Here is a 16,641-nt window from a genome sequence, read left to right as displayed (position 1 = left end):
TGTTCGCCTGATCAGGGTTGCCAGATACCGACGTCCCGGGTGTTGATCTTCTGCGGTAGCAGACCGGCCGCGAGGAACGCATCGGCGATCTGCTGCTGTTCGCTCAACTGGTCGGCCGTGACCGCCTGCACGTCATAGCTGCGATGGCGGTTGGCGGCCTCGACCGTTGGCGCATCCAGGTTGCCCCACAGCGGGCCGAGGATCTCGGCGGCGTCTTTGGGATGGGTCTTGATCCAGGCCCCGGACTTTTGCAGTTCGGCAAACACCTGCTTCAGGACTTGCGGATGGGAATGGGCGTAAGGCGTGCTCGCCAGGTAATAACGTTTGTAGTTTGCCAGGCCCTGGCCGTCGGCCAGGGTGCGGGTCGGCAGTTGCCGTTGGACGCCGCTGAGGAAGGGTTCCCAGGCGACCCAGGCGTCGACCTTGGCGTTCTCGAACGCGGCGCGCCCGTCGGCGGGGGTCAGGTAGGCGGGCGTGATATCGCTGAACTTCAACCCGGCCTTGGTCAGTGCCGCGATCAGCAGGTAGTGGCTGCCGGCGGCCTTGGTCACCGCGATTTTCTTGCCCTTGAGATCGGCCAGGGTCTTGATCGGCGAGTCGCTCTTGACCACGATCGCCTGGGCTTCGGGGGAGGCGGCCTCCTGGGCGAAGTAGGTCAGTCGGGCCTTGGCCGCCTGGGCAAACACCGGCACCGTATCGGCGACGTCGGCACTGATATCGACATTGCCCACGTTCAACGATTCGAGCAGGGGCAGGCCGCTGGGGAACTCGTGCCAGCTGACGTCGATATGCTCCTTGGCCAGGACTTTCTCCAGGGTGCCCTGGCTCTTGAGCAAGGTGATCAGGGTCGAGGATTTCTGGTAGCCGATGCGCAGGGTTTCGTTGGCGTCGACGCTGGAGGCGCCCAGGGACAAGGCAATGGCCAGTGCTGAAAGCAATAAGCGGGAACGGGTAGTGCCGGGAACCAGGGCGACCATGGACACCTCGCAGAGACAGCAGTGAGAAGGGCGGGGCCGGTGGTCCGGTGGGTGGAGCTTATGAGAGGCGAGCGGTTTGGTTAAATAACCTCTTTGCATAACCATAGAGGCGACTGGGCGCATTTGCGGGCGTTGGGTTGATCGGCTCGGCATCCGGGCGCGGAGCGTTTAGACTGTCTCACCTCTTTGGCAGACGAGGCCTGCATGAGCGATTTCACGGCAACACCGGTACTGCTGTTTTCCTACGGCACCTTGCAGGACAAGGCTGTGCAACTCTCCAATTTCGGGCGCGAACTGGCGGGCAGCGCCGACCGCATGCTCGGCTATGCTCAATCCTGGGTCGAGATCACCGACCCCCAGGTCCTCGCCACCAGCGGCAAGACCCACCATCCCATCGTCCGTCCCGGCAGCCCCGAGGACAGCGTGAGCGGCATGGTGTTCCAGATCAGCACCGAAGAGCTGGCGGCGGCGGATGCCTATGAAGTCTCCGACTACAAACGCGTCTTGGTCCGTCTGGCCTCCGGTCTGGATGCCTGGGTCTATGTAAGCGTTTAGTACCGCGCTTGCGACCTTTGGCGACTACACAAATAAGGCCGCCGACAGGTATGCTTTTGCGGCAAGTTACAGGTTGATCGAGGGAACGGGTTCATGGACAAAGTCATCGTCATCACCGGCGGCAGTCGTGGTATCGGCGCCGCCACCGCGCTGCTCGCCGCGCAACAGGGTTATCGCATCTGCATCAACTACCTGGCGGACGAGGAGTCGGCCCTGCGTGTGCTGGAGCAGGTGCGCGGGCTGGGTGCCGTGGCCATTGCCGTGCGCGCCGATGTCAGTACCGAGGACGAGGTGATCCGCCTGTTCAACCGGGTGGACGCCGAGCTGGGGCCGGTCACCGCCCTGGTCAACAATGCCGGGACCGTAGGGCACAAGTCCCGGGTCGATGAAATGTCTGAATTCCGTATCCTGCAGACGCTGAAGGTCAACACCCTCGGGCCGATCCTCTGCGCCAAGCATGCGGTGCGGCGCATGTCGCCACGCCATGGTGGCCAGGGTGGCAATATCGTCAATGTATCCTCGGCGGCGGCGCGTCTCGGCTCGCCCAACGAATACGTGGATTACGCCGCCTCCAAGGGCGCGGTAGACACCTTCACCCTGGGGTTGTCCAAGGAGCTGGCGGGCGAGGGCATTCGCGTCAATGGCGTGCGTCCTGGTTATATCTATACCGAGTTCCACGCCCTGAGCGGCGATGCCGACCGGGTCAGCAAGCTGGAATCGGCCATTCCCATGGGCCGTGGCGGTCGCGCCGAAGAAGTGGCCGAAGCGATTATCTGGCTGCTCTCGGACAAGGCCTCCTATGCCACCGGGACCTTTATCGATCTGGCAGGTGGACGCTAAGTCGGTTTTTGCGCCAGGCATGTCGCTCGGGCACAACGCCCTGTCGAGTAGACACCGCACACTGTAACGCTGCTGCCAGGGCTTTACCTGGCCCGTTACAGGGACCCCCGAATGACCGTTATCTTTCGTCCTGCGCTACGCTCGGACGCCCGCGAGATTGCCCGCCTGTTCCAGATTTCCTCGGAAGGGGCTTGCGACTATATCTGGAGCCAGTTGGCTGAAGGCGATGAGTCCTTGCTGGATGTCGGCGAGCGGCGGTATGCCCGTGAGGGTGTGGATTTTTCCTATGAGAACTGCTGGATGGCCGAGGCGAATGGCCAGGTTATCGGCATGTTGCACAGCTATCCGATGTTTGAAGATCCGCAGGCAACGCCGAGCAGCGATCCGGTGCTGGCGCCGTATGCCGATCTGGAGATTCCCGACACCCTCTACATCTCCAGCCTGGCCTTGCACGAGGGCTGGCGTAACCAGGGCCTGGGCGCGCGCTTTCTTGAATATGCCCGCCAGCGCTGCCGGGCGCTTGAGCTCAAGGGCCTGAGCCTGATCGACTATGCAATGAATACAGGTGCCTGCCGTTTCTATCAGCGTCATGGTTTTACGATCGTTGGCGAATGTCAGATCGTGCCGCATCCAATGATTCGGGTGACCGGCGCGGCGTATCTGATGCACTGGCCCTTGGCGCAATAATACGGCTCACTGCTCCAGCAACGACCGCACAATCCGTCCCAGGGTCTCCATCGCCTGCTCCGACACCTCGCTCCACGGGCTGCCGTAATTCAGGCGGATGCAGTTTCGAAAGCGCCGGGTCGGCGAAAAGATCGGTCCCGGGGCAATGCTGATGCCCTGGGCCAGGGCGATCTGGAACAGTTTCAGCGAATCCATCTGTTCCGGTAGTTCCAGCCACAGGAAGTAACCGCCGCTCGGCTGGCTGACCCGGGTCTGTGCCGGGAAGTAGCGGGCAATCGCCGCCAGCATGGCGCTCTGCTGTTCCTCCAATGCATAGCGCAATTTGCGCAGGTGCCGGTCGTAGCCGCCATTTTGCAGATAGTCGGCCAGGGCCGCCTGGGCCGGCATCGAGGCGCACAGCGAGGTCATCAATTTGAGCCGTTCGACCTTCTGCGCGTAACGTCCCGCCGCCACCCAGCCGATGCGATAACCCGGCGCCAGGCTCTTGGAGAAGGAACCGCAATGCATCACCAGGCCCTCGGTGTCGAACGCCTTGGCCGGTTTTGGCGCCTGCTGGCCGTAATAGAGCTCGGCGTAGACATCGTCCTCGATCAACGGCACCTGATGCAGGCGTAGCAATTCCACCAACTCCTGCTTCTTCGTCTCGGGCAGGGTCGCGCCCAGGGGGTTCTGGAAGCTGGTCATGCACCAGCAGGCCTTGATCGGATGGCGTTCCAGGGTCTGGGCCAGCACTCCGAGGTCGATGCCGTCGCGCGGGTGCACCGGGATCTCCACCGCCTTGAGCTTGAGTCGTTCCAGCACCTGCAGACAGGCATAGAAGGCCGGAGCCTCGATGGCCACCAGGTCGCCGGGCTCGGTGACGGCCTGCAGGCACAGGTTCAGCGCTTCCAGGGCACCGTTGGTGATCAGCAGTTCTTCCATGGGCAGCATCAGCCCGCCGACCATATAACGCAGGGCGATCTGCCGACGCAGTTGCGGGTTGCCCGGCGACAGGTCGGTGACCACCATGCGCGGGTCCATCTCACGGCTGGAGCTGGCCAGGGAACGGGACAGGCGTTGCAGGGGAAACAGTGTCGGGCTCGGGAAGGCCGAGCCGAAGGGCACGGTGGCGGGGTCCTTGATGGAGTCCAGCACCGAAAATACCAGTTCGCTGACATCGACCTCGGTGGACTCGCTGACCTGGCTGCTGATCGCCGGCTCCGAGAACGGGCTCGGCGTGTGGGCGTTGACGAAGTAGCCGGAGCGCGGTCGGGCACGGATCAGGCCGCGGCGTTCCAGCAGGTAGTAGGCCTGGAACACGGTGGACGGGCTGACCCCGTAGGTCTGGCTGGCATAACGCACCGACGGCACGCGTTGGCCGGGGCCGAGGACGCCGGTGCGGATCAGTTCAGCGATGTCGTCGGCGAATTTTTCGTAGCGTTTCATGGTAACTCTGGCGTTCGGGTTGATCGGCATCGGCGTTCGGGATTCTAAGGCATCAACGGTTCAGCGGGGCGACAAAGCGGCTCTTCGCCACGCTGTAGACCTCGGGCTCGTCGCTGTCGACCACCTTGAAACTCAGCTCCTGCGAGCTGCTTTTCGGTCTGTCGCCGAGCATCGCCACCGACACCGGCAGGTCGGCGATTTCACCCGCCGCCAGGTTCAGTTCGGTCTTGCCCTGCAACTGGAAGCCCTCGCTGTCCAGTAGCTCCAGGCGATAGCGCTGGGGCTGCTGGGTTTTGTTGATGACCTTGAGGCTGTAGATATTCTCGATCTGGCCCTGGCTGTTTTCCCGGAACAGCCCACGGTCCTTGCTTACGTCCAGCGAGACCATGGGCCGTTCCACCAGGGCCAGGGCCAGCGCGCCGATCATGATCAGCAGCACGGCGCTGTAGCCGATCAGTCGTGGGCGCAGCAGATGGGTCTTGCCACCCTGCAACTGATGCTCGGAGGTGTAGCTCACCAGGCCACGGGCGTAGCCCATCTTGTCCATGATCGAATCACAGGCGTCGATGCACGCCGCACAGCCGATGCATTCCATCTGCAAGCCGTCGCGGATATCGATGCCGGTGGGGCAGACCTGCACGCACATCTGGCAGTCGATGCAGTCCCCCAGGCCGACACTGGCCGGCGCCACATCACGTTTGCGCGGCCCCCGGTTTTCACCTCGGGCGGGGTCGTAGGAGATGGTCAGGGTGTCCTTGTCGAACATCACGCTCTGGAACCGCGCATAGGGGCACATATGCATGCACACCGCTTCCCGCAGCCAGCCGGCATTGATGTAGGTGGCGGCGGTGAAGAACAGCACCCAGAACAGGCTGATGCCGCCGATCTGCAGGGTCATCAGTTCCTGGGCCAGGGGCCGGATCGGCGTGAAGTAACCGACAAAGGTCAGCCCGGTCAGCAGGCTGATACCCAGCCACAGCGTGTGTTTGGCCGCGCGCCGGGCCAGTTTGTTCGGGCCCCAGGGCGCGGCTTGCAGTTTGATGCGCTGGTTGCGCTCGCCCTCGGTGACTTTCTCGCACCACATGAACAGCCAGGTCCAGGAGCTTTGCGGGCAGGTATAACCGCACCAGACCCGCCCGGCGAACACGGTGATGGCGAACAGGCCGAAGGCGCAGATGATCAGCAGGGCCGAGAGCAGGATAAAGTCCTGGGGCCAGAAGGTCGCACCGAAGATATGGAAGCGGCTTTCGGCCAGGTCCCAGAGCACCGCCTGGCGGCCGCCCCAGTTCAGCCACACGGTGCCGAAAAACAGCAGGAACAGAAAACCCGCGCCACCCAGGCGCAGGTTACGAAACAGTCCGCTGAAGCTGCGGGTATGGATCAGTTGGTCGGTAGATTTGGCCTTCATCTTTGGACGCAAAGGCTCAAAGGTTTCAACACTCTGGACGGGGATTCTCTCGCTCATGGTCTTTCGCTCGTCAGCCTCCATCAGGCCTGGGCACTATGCCGAGCGAACTGTTTGCATAACAGACTCAGGTATTTGAATAAAAAGCGGATCAGATAGGCGTGGGTGAGGGCCTGCGACAGCTTGTCCTACCCCGTGCCGCTCCCTGCCATCGTGCCCTGTGGCGCCGGGCGTAAATGCCGGGCGCCGGTGCTGACACAGGTCAATCAAATCACCGAATCACCGTCACTGGCCTTCACATGATGGCGGCCGTCGAAGGCACCGGCGACGGTCAGGGCGTCGGCTTGCGCTTCGGTAATCCAGATGAACCGACCGTCCAGTTCGGCGCGGGACATGCTTTTATCGTCGTCGGTACTGATGCGCACGGCGCTGGCCGGCCCGTGGAGGCGGACATCGCCTTGCTCCAGGGCACAGGTCTGGTTCGAGGGTTCGATATGCACGGGCATGGTGCTCTCCTTATGTATGTTCAGGGGACGGCGCGGCTGGGGCGACATTCCCGTCTATGCTTCAGGCGCGCCGCTTCAGGCGATCACCGGGGGCATGGTCGTCGGTGGATCGATCCTGGGCGGCGGCGTGCTGCCCGGCGGTTCCTGCTCGGGGATCGGCTGTGGCTCCGTCGGTGGCAGGGTGGGTTGATCAATATTGGGATCGGGCGTTTCTGCCGGAATCGGAATATTCATGAAGCTGGCCTCCTTTATGCGTGCTTCAGATAGGCGCCCTGTTATGTGTCAGGGCACCCCGTATAACGGTGGACCCTGCCCGAGTGCTTTTGACTCCCGCTTTATGACGAGTGGAGTTTCCCGATAAATCGGTCTGAACTTTTGTTCCGGCAGTGGGCTCCGAACTGAAGTGACCTTGTTTCAGGATGAAGCCGGTTGCCATGCAGATTACGCAGAGTAGAGCGTCCATGGGGCGTAAGGAGTGATGCTCGATGTCAGCTGATAAACCGTTGGACGAGGAGGGCACCGAAGTCCTGCCCTTGTCCCAGGCCTTGCTGCTGCCGCGCATCGCCATCGAAGACGTGGTGCCTACCGTCGATGGCGGGCAGTTCGCGGTCAAGGCGGTGGCGGGGCAGGAACTGGTGGTGAGCGCCAAGGTATTTGCCGACGGCCACGACAAGCTGGCCGTGCTGTTGGCCTGGAAAAACCTGGGCGACGCCGACTGGCAACGCACCGCGATGACCGATAGAGGCAACAATGCCTGGCAGGGCCGCTTGCGGGTCGGCGACCAGGGGCGCTATGTCTATCGGATCGAGGCCTGGATCGATCAGTTCGCCAGCTTCTGCTACGAACTGGAGAAGAAATTCGTCGCCGGTGTGCCCATCGATCTCGAATTGCAGGAAGGGCGGGCGCAAGTGCTGCACGCCATCGAACGCAGTCATGAAGAGGTGGCCATGGGCCTGACGGCCTTGCATGAGGAATTGCTGCATCTGTCGAACGATGGCCAGGTCGAGCGCTTTCTCAAGGCCACCACGGCGCGGTTGATGCGCAAGGCCGATCACCATGCCTACCTCAGCCGCAGCTACGACTATCCGCTGGAGGTGGAGCGCAGCCTGGCGCAGTTCGCCAGCTGGTACGAACTGTTTCCCCGTTCGGTCACCGACCGGGCGTCCCGTCACGGCACCTTCAATGATGTGCACAGTCGCCTGCCGATGATTCGTGACATGGGCTTCGACGTGCTGTATTTCCCGCCGATCCATCCTATCGGTCGCAGCTACCGCAAGGGCCCGAACAATGCCCTGGTTGCCGGCCCCGACGATCCGGGCAGCCCTTATGCCATTGGCAGCGAGGAGGGTGGGCACGAGGCGATTCATTCACAACTGGGCAGTCGCGAGGATTTTCGCCGGTTGGTCAGTGCCGCGGCCGAGCACGGCCTGGAAATCGCCCTGGATTTCGCCATCCAGTGTTCCCAGGACCATCCCTGGTTGCAGGAGCATCCGGGCTGGTTCAACTGGCGGCCGGACGGCAGTATCAAGTACGCGGAGAACCCGCCGAAAAAATACCAGGATATCGTCAACGTCGATTTTTATGCCGCCGAGGCGATTCCCAGCCTCTGGGTCGAGCTGCGGGATATTGTGCTGGGCTGGGTCGCGGAGGGGGTGAAAATCTTTCGTGTCGACAACCCCCACACCAAGCCGCTGCCGTTCTGGCAATGGCTGATCGCCGATGTGCGCGGAGCTCATCCCGAGGTGATGTTTCTCGCCGAGGCGTTCACCACGCCGGCAATGATGGCGCGCCTGGGCAAGGTCGGCTATTCCCAGAGCTACACCTATTTCACCTGGCGCAACACCAAGGCTGAACTGACCACCTATTTCACCGAGCTGAACCAGTCGCCCTGGCGTGATTGCTTCCGGCCGAATTTCTTCGTCAACACGCCGGATATCAACCCGGCCTTTCTCCACCATTCCGGGCGCGCGGGATTCCTTATCCGCGCGGCGCTGGCCACCATGGGCTCGGGGCTCTGGGGCATGTACTCGGGGTTCGAGCTGTGCGAGTCGGCGGCCTTGCCGGGCAGGGAGGAGTACCTGGATTCGGAGAAATACGAGATCCGTCCGCGGGACTTCAGCGCGCCAGGCAACATCATCGCCGAGATCGCCCAGCTCAATCGTATCCGTCGCCAGCACCCGGCCCTGCAGACGCACCTGGGGTTGCAGGTCTACAACGCCTGGAACGACAACATCCTGTATTTCGGCAAGCGCACGGCGGACCTGGAGAGTTTCATCCTGGTGGCGGTCAGTCTCGATCCGCACAACGCCCAGGAAGCGCACTTCGAATTGCCCTTGTGGGAATTCGGCCTGGCGGATGATGCCGCCACCCGTGGCGAAGACCTGATGAACGGCCACACCTGGACCTGGTACGGCAAGACCCAGTGGATGCGTATCGAACCGTGGCACCAGCCGTTCGGGATCTGGCGGATCACCAGGATCTGACGCTGTGTCCCCTCGCCACAATGAATTCCAAGGAGTGACCCATGGCGAAAAAAAGCCGCCCAGCCAGCTTTATCGACGACCCGCTCTGGTACAAGGACGCGGTGATCTACCAGGTACACGTCAAATCCTTCTTCGACTCGAACAACGATGGCATCGGCGACTTTCCCGGCCTGATCGCCAAGCTCGACTACATCGCCGACCTCGGCGTGAACACCATCTGGCTGCTGCCGTTCTACCCCTCGCCACGCCGCGACGACGGCTACGACATCGCCGAATACCGTGGCGTGCACAGCGACTACGGGACTATGGCCGATGCCAAGCGCTTTATCGCCGAAGCCCACAAGCGCGGCCTGCGGGTCATCGCCGAACTGGTGATCAACCACACCTCGGACCAGCACGCCTGGTTCCAGCGCGCGCGCCTGGCCAAGCCCGGTTCCAGCGCCCGCAACTTCTACGTCTGGTCAGACACCGACGACAAATACACCGACACCCGGATCATCTTCCTCGACACCGAGAAGTCCAACTGGACCTGGGACCCGGTGGCCGGCCAGTACTTCTGGCATCGCTTCTATTCCCACCAGCCGGACCTGAATTTCGACCACCCGCCGGTGTTGCAAGCGGTGCTGGCGGTGATGCGCTACTGGCTCGACCTGGGCATCGACGGCCTGCGCCTGGACGCCATTCCCTACCTGATCGAGCGTGACGGCACCCACAACGAGAACCTGCCCGAGACCCACCAGGTGCTCAAGAAGATCCGTGCCGAAATCGATGCGCATTATCCCGACCGCATGCTGCTGGCCGAAGCCAACCAGTGGCCGGAAGACACCCAGCTGTACTTCGGTGACAAAAGAGGCGACGACGGCGACGAATGCCATATGGCCTTCCATTTTCCGCTGATGCCACGCATGTACATGGCGTTGGCCCAGGAGGATCGCTTCCCGATCACCGATATCTTGCGCCAGACCCCGGAAATCCCCGCCAATTGCCAGTGGGCGATCTTCTTGCGCAACCACGATGAGCTGACCCTGGAAATGGTCACCGACCGTGAGCGCGACTATCTCTGGAACTACTACGCCGCCGACCGCCGGGCGCGGATCAACCTCGGTATCCGCCGACGCCTGGCACCGCTGATGGAGCGCGACCGCCGCCGCATCGAACTGCTCAACAGCCTGCTGCTGTCGATGCCGGGCACGCCGACCCTGTACTACGGCGATGAAATCGGCATGGGCGACAATATCTACCTGGGCGACCGCGATGGCGTGCGCACGCCGATGCAATGGTCCATCGACCGCAACGGCGGTTTCTCCCGCGCCGACCCGGCCAGCCTGGTGCTGCCGCCGATCATGGACCCGCTCTACGGCTATCAGACGGTGAACGTCGAGACCCAGGCAGGCGACCCTCATTCGTTGTTGAACTGGACCCGTCGCTTGCTGGCGGTGCGCAAGCAACAGAAAGCCTTCGGCCGCGGCAGCCTGAAAATGCTCTCGCCGAACAACCGTCGCATCCTCGCCTATACCCGCGAATACACCGGGCCTGACGGCAAGACCGAGATCATTCTCTGTGTCGCCAACGTGTCCCGCACCGCCCAGGCGGCGGAGCTGGAACTGTCCGCGTTTGCCGGCCGGGTGCCGGTGGAGATGCTCGGCGGCAACGCGTTCCCGCCCATCGGCCAGCTCAATTTCCTGCTGACCCTGCCACCCTATGGTTTCTACTGGTTCCTGCTCGCCACGGAAACGCAAATGCCCAGCTGGCACGTGGAACCGGTGCAGAGCCTGCCGGACTTCACCACCCTGGTGCTGAAACACCGCATGGAAGAACTGCTGGAAAGCCCTTCGCGCACGGCCCTGGAGCAGACGGTTCTGCCGGAATGGTTGCCCAAGCGGCGCTGGTTCGCCGGCAAGGATACGGCGCTGGAACAGGTGCGCCTGGTCTATGGCGTGCGCTTCGGTGACCCGCAGCATCCTGTGCTGCTCGCTGAAGTCGAAGTCACGGCGGATGGCCGGAGCAGTCGTTACCAGTTGCCGTTCGGGTTTCTGGTCGAGGAACAGACCAACGCCGCATTACCGCAACAGTTGGCCATGGCCCGGGTCCGCCGGGGGCGGCAAGTGGGCCTGATCACTGATGCATTCAATCTTGAGCCGTTTATCCGCGCGGTCATCGAAGGCATGCGCGGCGACACGGTATTGGTCGGCAGCGATGGCGAGCTGCACTTCCAGGCCGAACCCGGACTCAAGGCCCTGGAGCTGCCCGCCGACATGACGGTGCGTTACCTGTCGTCCGAGCAGTCCAACAGTTCGGTGGTGGTGGCCGAGCGGATCATGCTCAAGCTGATCCGCAAGGTCAGTGCCGGTGTGCACCCGGAACTGGAAATGAGCGCCTACCTTACCGCTGCCGGTTTCCAGCATATTTCGCCGTTGCTGGGGTCGGTGGTGCGTCGTGATGCCAAGGGCGAAGACAGCCTGCTGATGATTGCCCAAGGGATGCTCAACAACCAGGGCGATGCCTGGAGCTGGACCCGGAATAATCTGGAGCGGGCGATCCGCGATGAATTGGCCGACGCCGTTTCGGACCATGAGCAACATTTCAACGCCCTCGGTGAACTGGCGGATTTCGCCGGCTTGCTCGGCCAGCGCCTGGGCGAGATGCACCTGGTGCTCGCGGCGCCCACCGTCGACCCGGCCTTCAGTGCCCAGGTGAGTACGGCCAAGGATGCGCAGCATTGGAGCAAGACGATCTGCAGTCAGATGGAGCATGCCTTGCGTTTGCTCAAGCAGCACCAGCACGGGTTGCCGGAGAATGAGCGGACGCTGGTGGGCCGTCTGCTGGAGCAGAAAAAAGCCGTTCTTGACTATATTCAGAAATTGGCCGGCCAGGTGGTGGGCGGTCTGCGCCTGCGGGTCCATGGCGACCTGCATCTGGGCCAGGTGCTGGTGGTACAGGGCGATGCCTACCTGATCGACTTCGAAGGGGAGCCGGCCCGTTCGTTGCAGGAGCGTCGCGGCAAACACAGCCCTTACAAAGATGTCAGTGGTGTGTTGCGTTCGTTCGACTACGCTGCGGCCATGGCCTACAGCAGCGCCACGGTCCTTGAATCGTCGGGGGCTGTCGGGCCGGCCAGTCGACGCGTCACCCAGCGTTATCTGATAGACGCCCGCAAGGCCTTTATCCAGGCATATCGGCGGGCGACGGCTAATCTTGTTCAGGCATGGCAGGATCCGGCCGGCGAAGAAGCGGCCCTGACCCTGTTCAGCCTGGAGAAGGCCGCGTATGAAATTGTCTATGAGGCGGAAAACCGCCCTGCCTGGCTCAGCGTGCCGTTGCAGGGTTTGAGCGGGTTGTTGAGTGAAGTGAAAACCTTGTCCGGTGGAGAGCAGTGATGAGTTTGAGCAAGGAACAAGGTAAACCTGTGAACCGTGCATTGCCCGCGAAGAAGGATATCGAGGCCCTGGTACGGGCCGAACACCAGGACCCGTTTGCCATCCTCGGCCCCCATGACGACGATGTCGGAGGGCAGTATATCCGCGCCTTCCTGCCCGGTGCCCTGGGCGTCCAGGCCTTGGCCCGCGACAGCGAGGAGGTCCTGGGCAGTCTCGACAGCACCGAGGTGCCGGGCTTGTTTGTCGGTCACTTCGCCCAGCGCCAGCCCTATCTGTTGCGCATCCAGTGGGCAGCGGGGGAGCAGATCTGCGAGGACCCCTACAGCTTCGGACCGTTGCTCGGGGAGATGGACCTCTACCTGTTCGCCGAAGGCAACCACCGTGACCTGAGCAGCTGTCTCGGCGCCCAGGTGACCCAGGTCGACGGCGTCGACGGCGTGCGTTTCGCGGTCTGGGCGCCGAATGCCCGGCGGGTTTCGGTGGTCGGCGACTTCAATATCTGGGATGGGCGTCGGCATCCGATGCGCCTGCGCCACCCCAGCGGCGTCTGGGAAATCTTTGTGCCGCGCCTGCATCCGGGCGAGGCCTACAAGTACGAGATTCTTGGCAAGGACGCAATCCTGCCGCTCAAGGCCGACCCCGTGGCCCTGGCCACCCAGCTACCGCCGGACACCGCTTCGCGCGTCGCTTCGCCCTTGCGCATCGACTGGCAGGACCAGGCCTGGATGGAATCGCGCGGCGCCCGGCATCGGCATGACGCGCCGCTGTCGATCTATGAGCTGCATGCCGGTTCCTGGCAGTGCGAGATCGACGAAGTCGGCGAAGTGTCCCGCCAGTACAACTGGGGCGAGCTGGCCGAGCGGCTGATTCCCTATGTCCAGCAGTTGGGTTTCACCCATATCGAACTGATGCCGATCATGGAGCATCCGTTCGGCGGCTCCTGGGGTTATCAGCCGTTGTCGCAGTTCGCGCCGAGTGCGCGTTATGGCAGCCCGGATGATTTCGCCGCCTTTGTCGACGCCTGCCATCGGGCTGAAATCGGCGTGATCCTCGACTGGGTACCGGCGCATTTTCCTACCGATACCCACGGCCTGGCGCAGTTCGACGGCACCGCCTTGTATGAGTACGGCAACCCGCTGGAAGGTTTTCACCAGGACTGGGACACCCTGATCTACAACCTCGGGCGCACCGAGGTGCACGGCTTTATGCTGGCTTCGGCGCTGCACTGGCTCAAGCATTTCCATGTCGACGGCCTGCGGGTGGATGCGGTGGCGTCGATGCTCTACCGCGACTATTCGCGCAAGGCCGGCGAGTGGGTACCGAACCGTCACGGTGGTCGGGAAAACCTCGAGGCCATCGATTTCGTGCGTCATCTCAACGATGTGGTGGCCCTGGAAGCCCCCGGTGCCCTGGTGATCGCCGAGGAGTCCACGGCCTGGCCGGGTGTGAGCCAGGGCACCCAGCAGGGCGGGCTCGGGTTCGCTTACAAATGGAACATGGGCTGGATGCACGATTCGCTGCACTACATCCAGCAGGACCCGGTGTACCGCGCCCACCATCACAACGAACTGAGCTTCGGCCTGGTGTATGCCTGGTCCGAGCGTTTTATCCTGCCGATTTCCCATGACGAGGTGGTGCACGGCAAGCATTCGCTGATCGACAAGATGCCCGGCGATCGCTGGCAGAAGTTCGCCAACCTGCGGGCCTACCTGAGTTTCATGTGGGGGCATCCGGGCAAGAAGCTGCTGTTCATGGGGTGCGAGTTCGGTCAGTGGCGCGAGTGGAATCACGATCAGCAGCTGGACTGGTATCTGCTGCAGTATTCCGAGCACCTCGGGGTGCAGAAGCTGGTGAGCGACCTGAACCGCCTGTACCGCGAGGAGCCGGCGCTGTATGACCAGGACGATGTGCCCCAGGGCTTCCAGTGGTTGATTGGCGACGATGCGACCAACAGCGTCTATGCCTGGCTGCGCTGGAGTCGGGAAGGGCGGCCGTTGCTGGTGGTCGCCAACTTCACCCCGGTGCCGCGCGAGGCCTATCGGGTCGGCGTGCCCTTTGCCGGGCAGTGGAAGGAAGTGATCAACAGCGATGCGGCGATGTATGCCGGCTCCAACTATGGCAATGGCGGCGGGGCCTTCACCGAAGACCACGCCAGCCATGGCCAGGCCGTGTCGCTGGTGCTGAACCTGCCGCCACTGGCGGTGCTGATGTTGCGGCCGGAGGGCTAGCGCCTACCAGCGCATTCGCACCCCGACGTTGCCGATGATGCCGTTCAAACCGGTGTCATCGGAGGTGCCGCTGTAGTCCGCGCTGACATACAGGCTGACCGTCGGCGACACCTTGGCCACCAGGCCCAGTCCCAGTTCCACGGTGGAGCTGTTGCGACTCATGGCGATCTTGTCGACCGGCTCCAGGCTCACCGGGCTGCCGCTGCCGAACGTATGCCAGAAGTTGGTGCGCAGGTAGGGTTCCAGCGGCAGGCCGTTCACTTCATAGCTGCCATTGAGACGGGCGCCGATCCGACCGCTCCAGAGCGAAGGGTCGGAGGTAGTCGCCTGTCCGAGCATGTCCACGCTACCTTGCTGGTTGACCACCTGGGCCTGGGGTTCGATGATCCAGTGCTGGCCCAGTCCGATCGGGAACCCTCCCTCCAGCGAAAACGTCATTTGCCGCGATGCCTGGCCTTGCAAGGTGCCCTGGTCGGAGCGGGTATAAACCGTGGTCTGATTGTTCATGGCCGTCAGGTTGACGTGCCAGCCCTGTTGTCCGGTCAGGCTCCAGAAGGCCCCGAGATTGTTCCCTTGGGGGCTCAAGCCATCCATGCGCGGATCACGAGGTGCCGTGACAAAAGCGTCAACCCGATCCAGTGGGCCGCTGCTCCCGGTAAAGACCCCGGCCGTCAGTGTCTGGCCGCCGCTGTGATTGCTGTAGAGGCCGGGAACAATCAGCAGGTCGCCAAAAGCGCCGGAAAACAGTGGATCGAGGTTACCGATTTCACCCTGGCCCAGGGTACGGTCGAGGAAGTGAACCGTCGGATCGGGGTCACCGATGTTCGGGACGATGCCAGCGAACCGCCAACCCGGTAATGGGCCGCTGTTGCTCAGTATGGGTAATTGGCCCAGTGGCAAGGGCAAGGATGTGTCGCCCTGGTATGAAGGTTGGAAGTCCTCTTCGAAAGGCGCCGCTTGCAGCTCCAGGGCGGAGCACAGCAAAAGGGCGGTCGAAACCGTATAAACCGTCATCCTCAGGTTGGGGTGGGCCATGAACGTTTTCATCGGGTGTTCCTTGCTGTCGCATAAATACCTGCATTAGCGTCTCTCCTGCCCCCGAACGAGGGACGGCCGAAATCATCGAGGCAAACCCTCGGCGACCCGCTTTGGCGGGGGGCCGAAGGCTTGCCCCTTGGGTTTTAAAACCGGGGGTAGTCACTTGTAGCTAAGGAGAGGTGCAGGTCGACGTCAAGAAAATAGCGAATAAATAGATTGGTTTGATCAGGTTTTTCAAGTCATTGATCAATCGGCTATTTAGTCTATTCAGGCTGGATCTGAGCAAGCCCCGGAAGAGGCGCTTTTCCCGTGTTTCTCAGATAAACACTATCTCGAACGGTTGCCGTGCCCGTTCGAGCAGGGCCGGTACCAGGACCGGTGGCAGCCCCAGTTCCGGATCGCCTTGCAGGTGGCTGTGGTAGGCGTGCGCGGCATGCAGCTTGCGGGCGATGCCCCAGGTGTCGAGGCGAATCTTGCGCGCCCGATGCCAGGGGAGCAGGCCTTCGTCGCGCAAGGGCCGGAACCAGGCATGCACGGGTATCTCCAACAGTGTGGCGCCGCTGGCGGCACAGGCCTGGGCGGCGGCCCGGCCAACGCTGTCATGATCGGCAATACCGTCTTCGCGCCAGGTGGTCAGCACCACATCGCCCGAGCGCAGGTAGCGCCGCAGGAATTGACTCAGCGGCTGTTCCTGTTGCTCCAGTGCACCATGGCGAAAGCCGCCGCGAATCCATTTCAGCCGGTGCAGTTCCAGGCCCAGGCGGCGCAGGGCTTCGGCACTTTCCTGGGGACAGACCACGCTCAGGCGGCTCGAAGGCCACAGGGTGGAGCCAGGGTACAGGGCGCTGCCGTCGGTAATCGAGATCAACAGCAGCGGATGTTCGAGGGTGGCGAGCAGTTGCAGCAGGCCGCCGCAACAATGCACTTCGTCACCGGGATGAGGGGCGATCACGACCACCCGGGCGCCGGGTCGGATCAGGCGGTGCAGGCCAATGGTCGGGACACGGGCCAACTGCCGCGAGTTCCAGATCAGCGGTGCAACTTCGTTGCGTGCAGCTTGGATTCTCATGATATTTATCACTTCCTTGTGTGGACTTGCACGCATCCTCCATCAGCCCTG

At 62.6% G+C, this 16,641-nt stretch carries 13 protein-coding genes; 6 read left to right on the top strand and 7 right to left on the bottom strand.

The genetic code is table 11. The features are described 5' to 3' along the window. Positions 1-11: 11 nt before the first annotated feature. Complete coding sequence (locus tag M5C56_RS04480) at positions 12-977, bottom strand: aliphatic sulfonate ABC transporter substrate-binding protein (RefSeq protein ID WP_103495089.1); 966 nt, start codon at positions 975-977, stop codon at positions 12-14. Positions 978-1,181: 204 nt separating this feature from the next. On the opposite strand from M5C56_RS04480, the gene M5C56_RS04475 reads away from it, so the two are divergent. The 3 genes from M5C56_RS04475 (at position 1,182) to M5C56_RS04465 (ending at position 3,059) form a co-directional block, all read left to right on the top strand. Further along, complete coding sequence (locus M5C56_RS04475; protein WP_103495088.1) at positions 1,182-1,532, top strand: gamma-glutamylcyclotransferase family protein; 351 nt, start codon at positions 1,182-1,184, stop codon at positions 1,530-1,532. Between the two features lie 93 nt (positions 1,533-1,625). Continuing rightward, a complete protein-coding gene (locus M5C56_RS04470; protein WP_103495087.1) occupies positions 1,626-2,372 on the top strand; it encodes an SDR family oxidoreductase in 747 nt (248 codons plus the stop codon). Between the two features lie 111 nt (positions 2,373-2,483). Further along, positions 2,484-3,059 carry a GNAT family N-acetyltransferase gene (locus tag M5C56_RS04465; protein ID WP_103495086.1) on the top strand — a complete coding sequence of 192 codons (576 nt, stop codon included), beginning with the start codon at positions 2,484-2,486 and terminating at the stop codon, positions 3,057-3,059. Positions 3,060-3,065: 6 nt separating this feature from the next. Here M5C56_RS04465 and mapR read toward each other — a convergent pair whose 3' ends face one another. The 4 genes from mapR to M5C56_RS04445 all read right to left on the bottom strand — a co-directional run bounded on the left by mapR (position 3,066) and on the right by M5C56_RS04445 (position 6,629). Continuing rightward, positions 3,066-4,484, bottom strand: a complete 1,419-nt coding sequence (gene mapR / locus M5C56_RS04460; protein ID WP_103495085.1) for a GntR family transcriptional regulator MpaR — start codon at positions 4,482-4,484, stop codon at positions 3,066-3,068. 52 nt (positions 4,485-4,536) lie between these two features. Further along, complete coding sequence (gene ccoG / locus M5C56_RS04455; protein WP_103495084.1) at positions 4,537-5,949, bottom strand: cytochrome c oxidase accessory protein CcoG; 1,413 nt, start codon at positions 5,947-5,949, stop codon at positions 4,537-4,539. Positions 5,950-6,155: 206 nt separating this feature from the next. Further along, positions 6,156-6,395, bottom strand: a complete 240-nt coding sequence (locus M5C56_RS04450) for a DUF3203 family protein (protein ID WP_103495083.1) — start codon at positions 6,393-6,395, stop codon at positions 6,156-6,158. Positions 6,396-6,470: 75 nt separating this feature from the next. Beyond that, positions 6,471-6,629 carry a hypothetical protein gene (locus M5C56_RS04445; RefSeq protein ID WP_177143443.1) on the bottom strand — a complete coding sequence of 53 codons (159 nt, stop codon included), beginning with the start codon at positions 6,627-6,629 and terminating at the stop codon, positions 6,471-6,473. 251 nt (positions 6,630-6,880) lie between these two features. Between M5C56_RS04445 and M5C56_RS04440 the strand changes: the two genes are divergently transcribed. Genes M5C56_RS04440 through glgB form a run of 3 tightly spaced genes read left to right on the top strand, consistent with a single transcriptional unit; the run spans position 6,881 to position 14,483 of the window. Continuing rightward, a complete protein-coding gene (locus M5C56_RS04440; protein WP_103495082.1) occupies positions 6,881-8,878 on the top strand; it encodes an alpha-1,4-glucan--maltose-1-phosphate maltosyltransferase in 1,998 nt (665 codons plus the stop codon). A 41-nt stretch (positions 8,879-8,919) separates the two neighbouring features. Further along, complete coding sequence (treS, locus tag M5C56_RS04435; protein ID WP_103495081.1) at positions 8,920-12,255, top strand: maltose alpha-D-glucosyltransferase; 3,336 nt, start codon at positions 8,920-8,922, stop codon at positions 12,253-12,255. Beyond that, on the top strand, positions 12,255-14,483 hold the full coding sequence (gene glgB / locus M5C56_RS04430; RefSeq protein WP_103495080.1) for a 1,4-alpha-glucan branching protein GlgB: 2,229 nt from the start codon (positions 12,255-12,257) through the stop codon (positions 14,481-14,483). The genes treS and glgB overlap by 1 nt, the downstream gene beginning before the upstream one ends. Before the next feature lie 3 nt (positions 14,484-14,486). On the opposite strand, the gene M5C56_RS04425 is transcribed toward glgB, so the two are convergent. Both M5C56_RS04425 and M5C56_RS04420 read right to left on the bottom strand, forming a co-directional pair. Further along, positions 14,487-15,530: an autotransporter outer membrane beta-barrel domain-containing protein gene (locus M5C56_RS04425; protein ID WP_103495079.1), complete on the bottom strand. Its 1,044-nt coding sequence runs from the start codon at positions 15,528-15,530 to the stop codon at positions 14,487-14,489. A 307-nt stretch (positions 15,531-15,837) separates the two neighbouring features. Beyond that, the gene (locus M5C56_RS04420) at positions 15,838-16,590 is read right to left on the bottom strand and encodes a PIG-L family deacetylase (RefSeq protein WP_103495078.1); all 753 of its coding nucleotides are present in this window, start codon (positions 16,588-16,590) and stop codon (positions 15,838-15,840) included. Positions 16,591-16,641: the final 51 nt, after the last annotated feature.

Origin of the sequence: Pseudomonas sp. MWU13-2862 (assembly GCF_023242495.1) — a bacterium.
GTDB lineage: Bacteria > Pseudomonadota > Gammaproteobacteria > Pseudomonadales > Pseudomonadaceae > Aquipseudomonas > Aquipseudomonas gingeri_D.
This window is presented reverse-complemented; position numbering and strand designations above follow the sequence as displayed.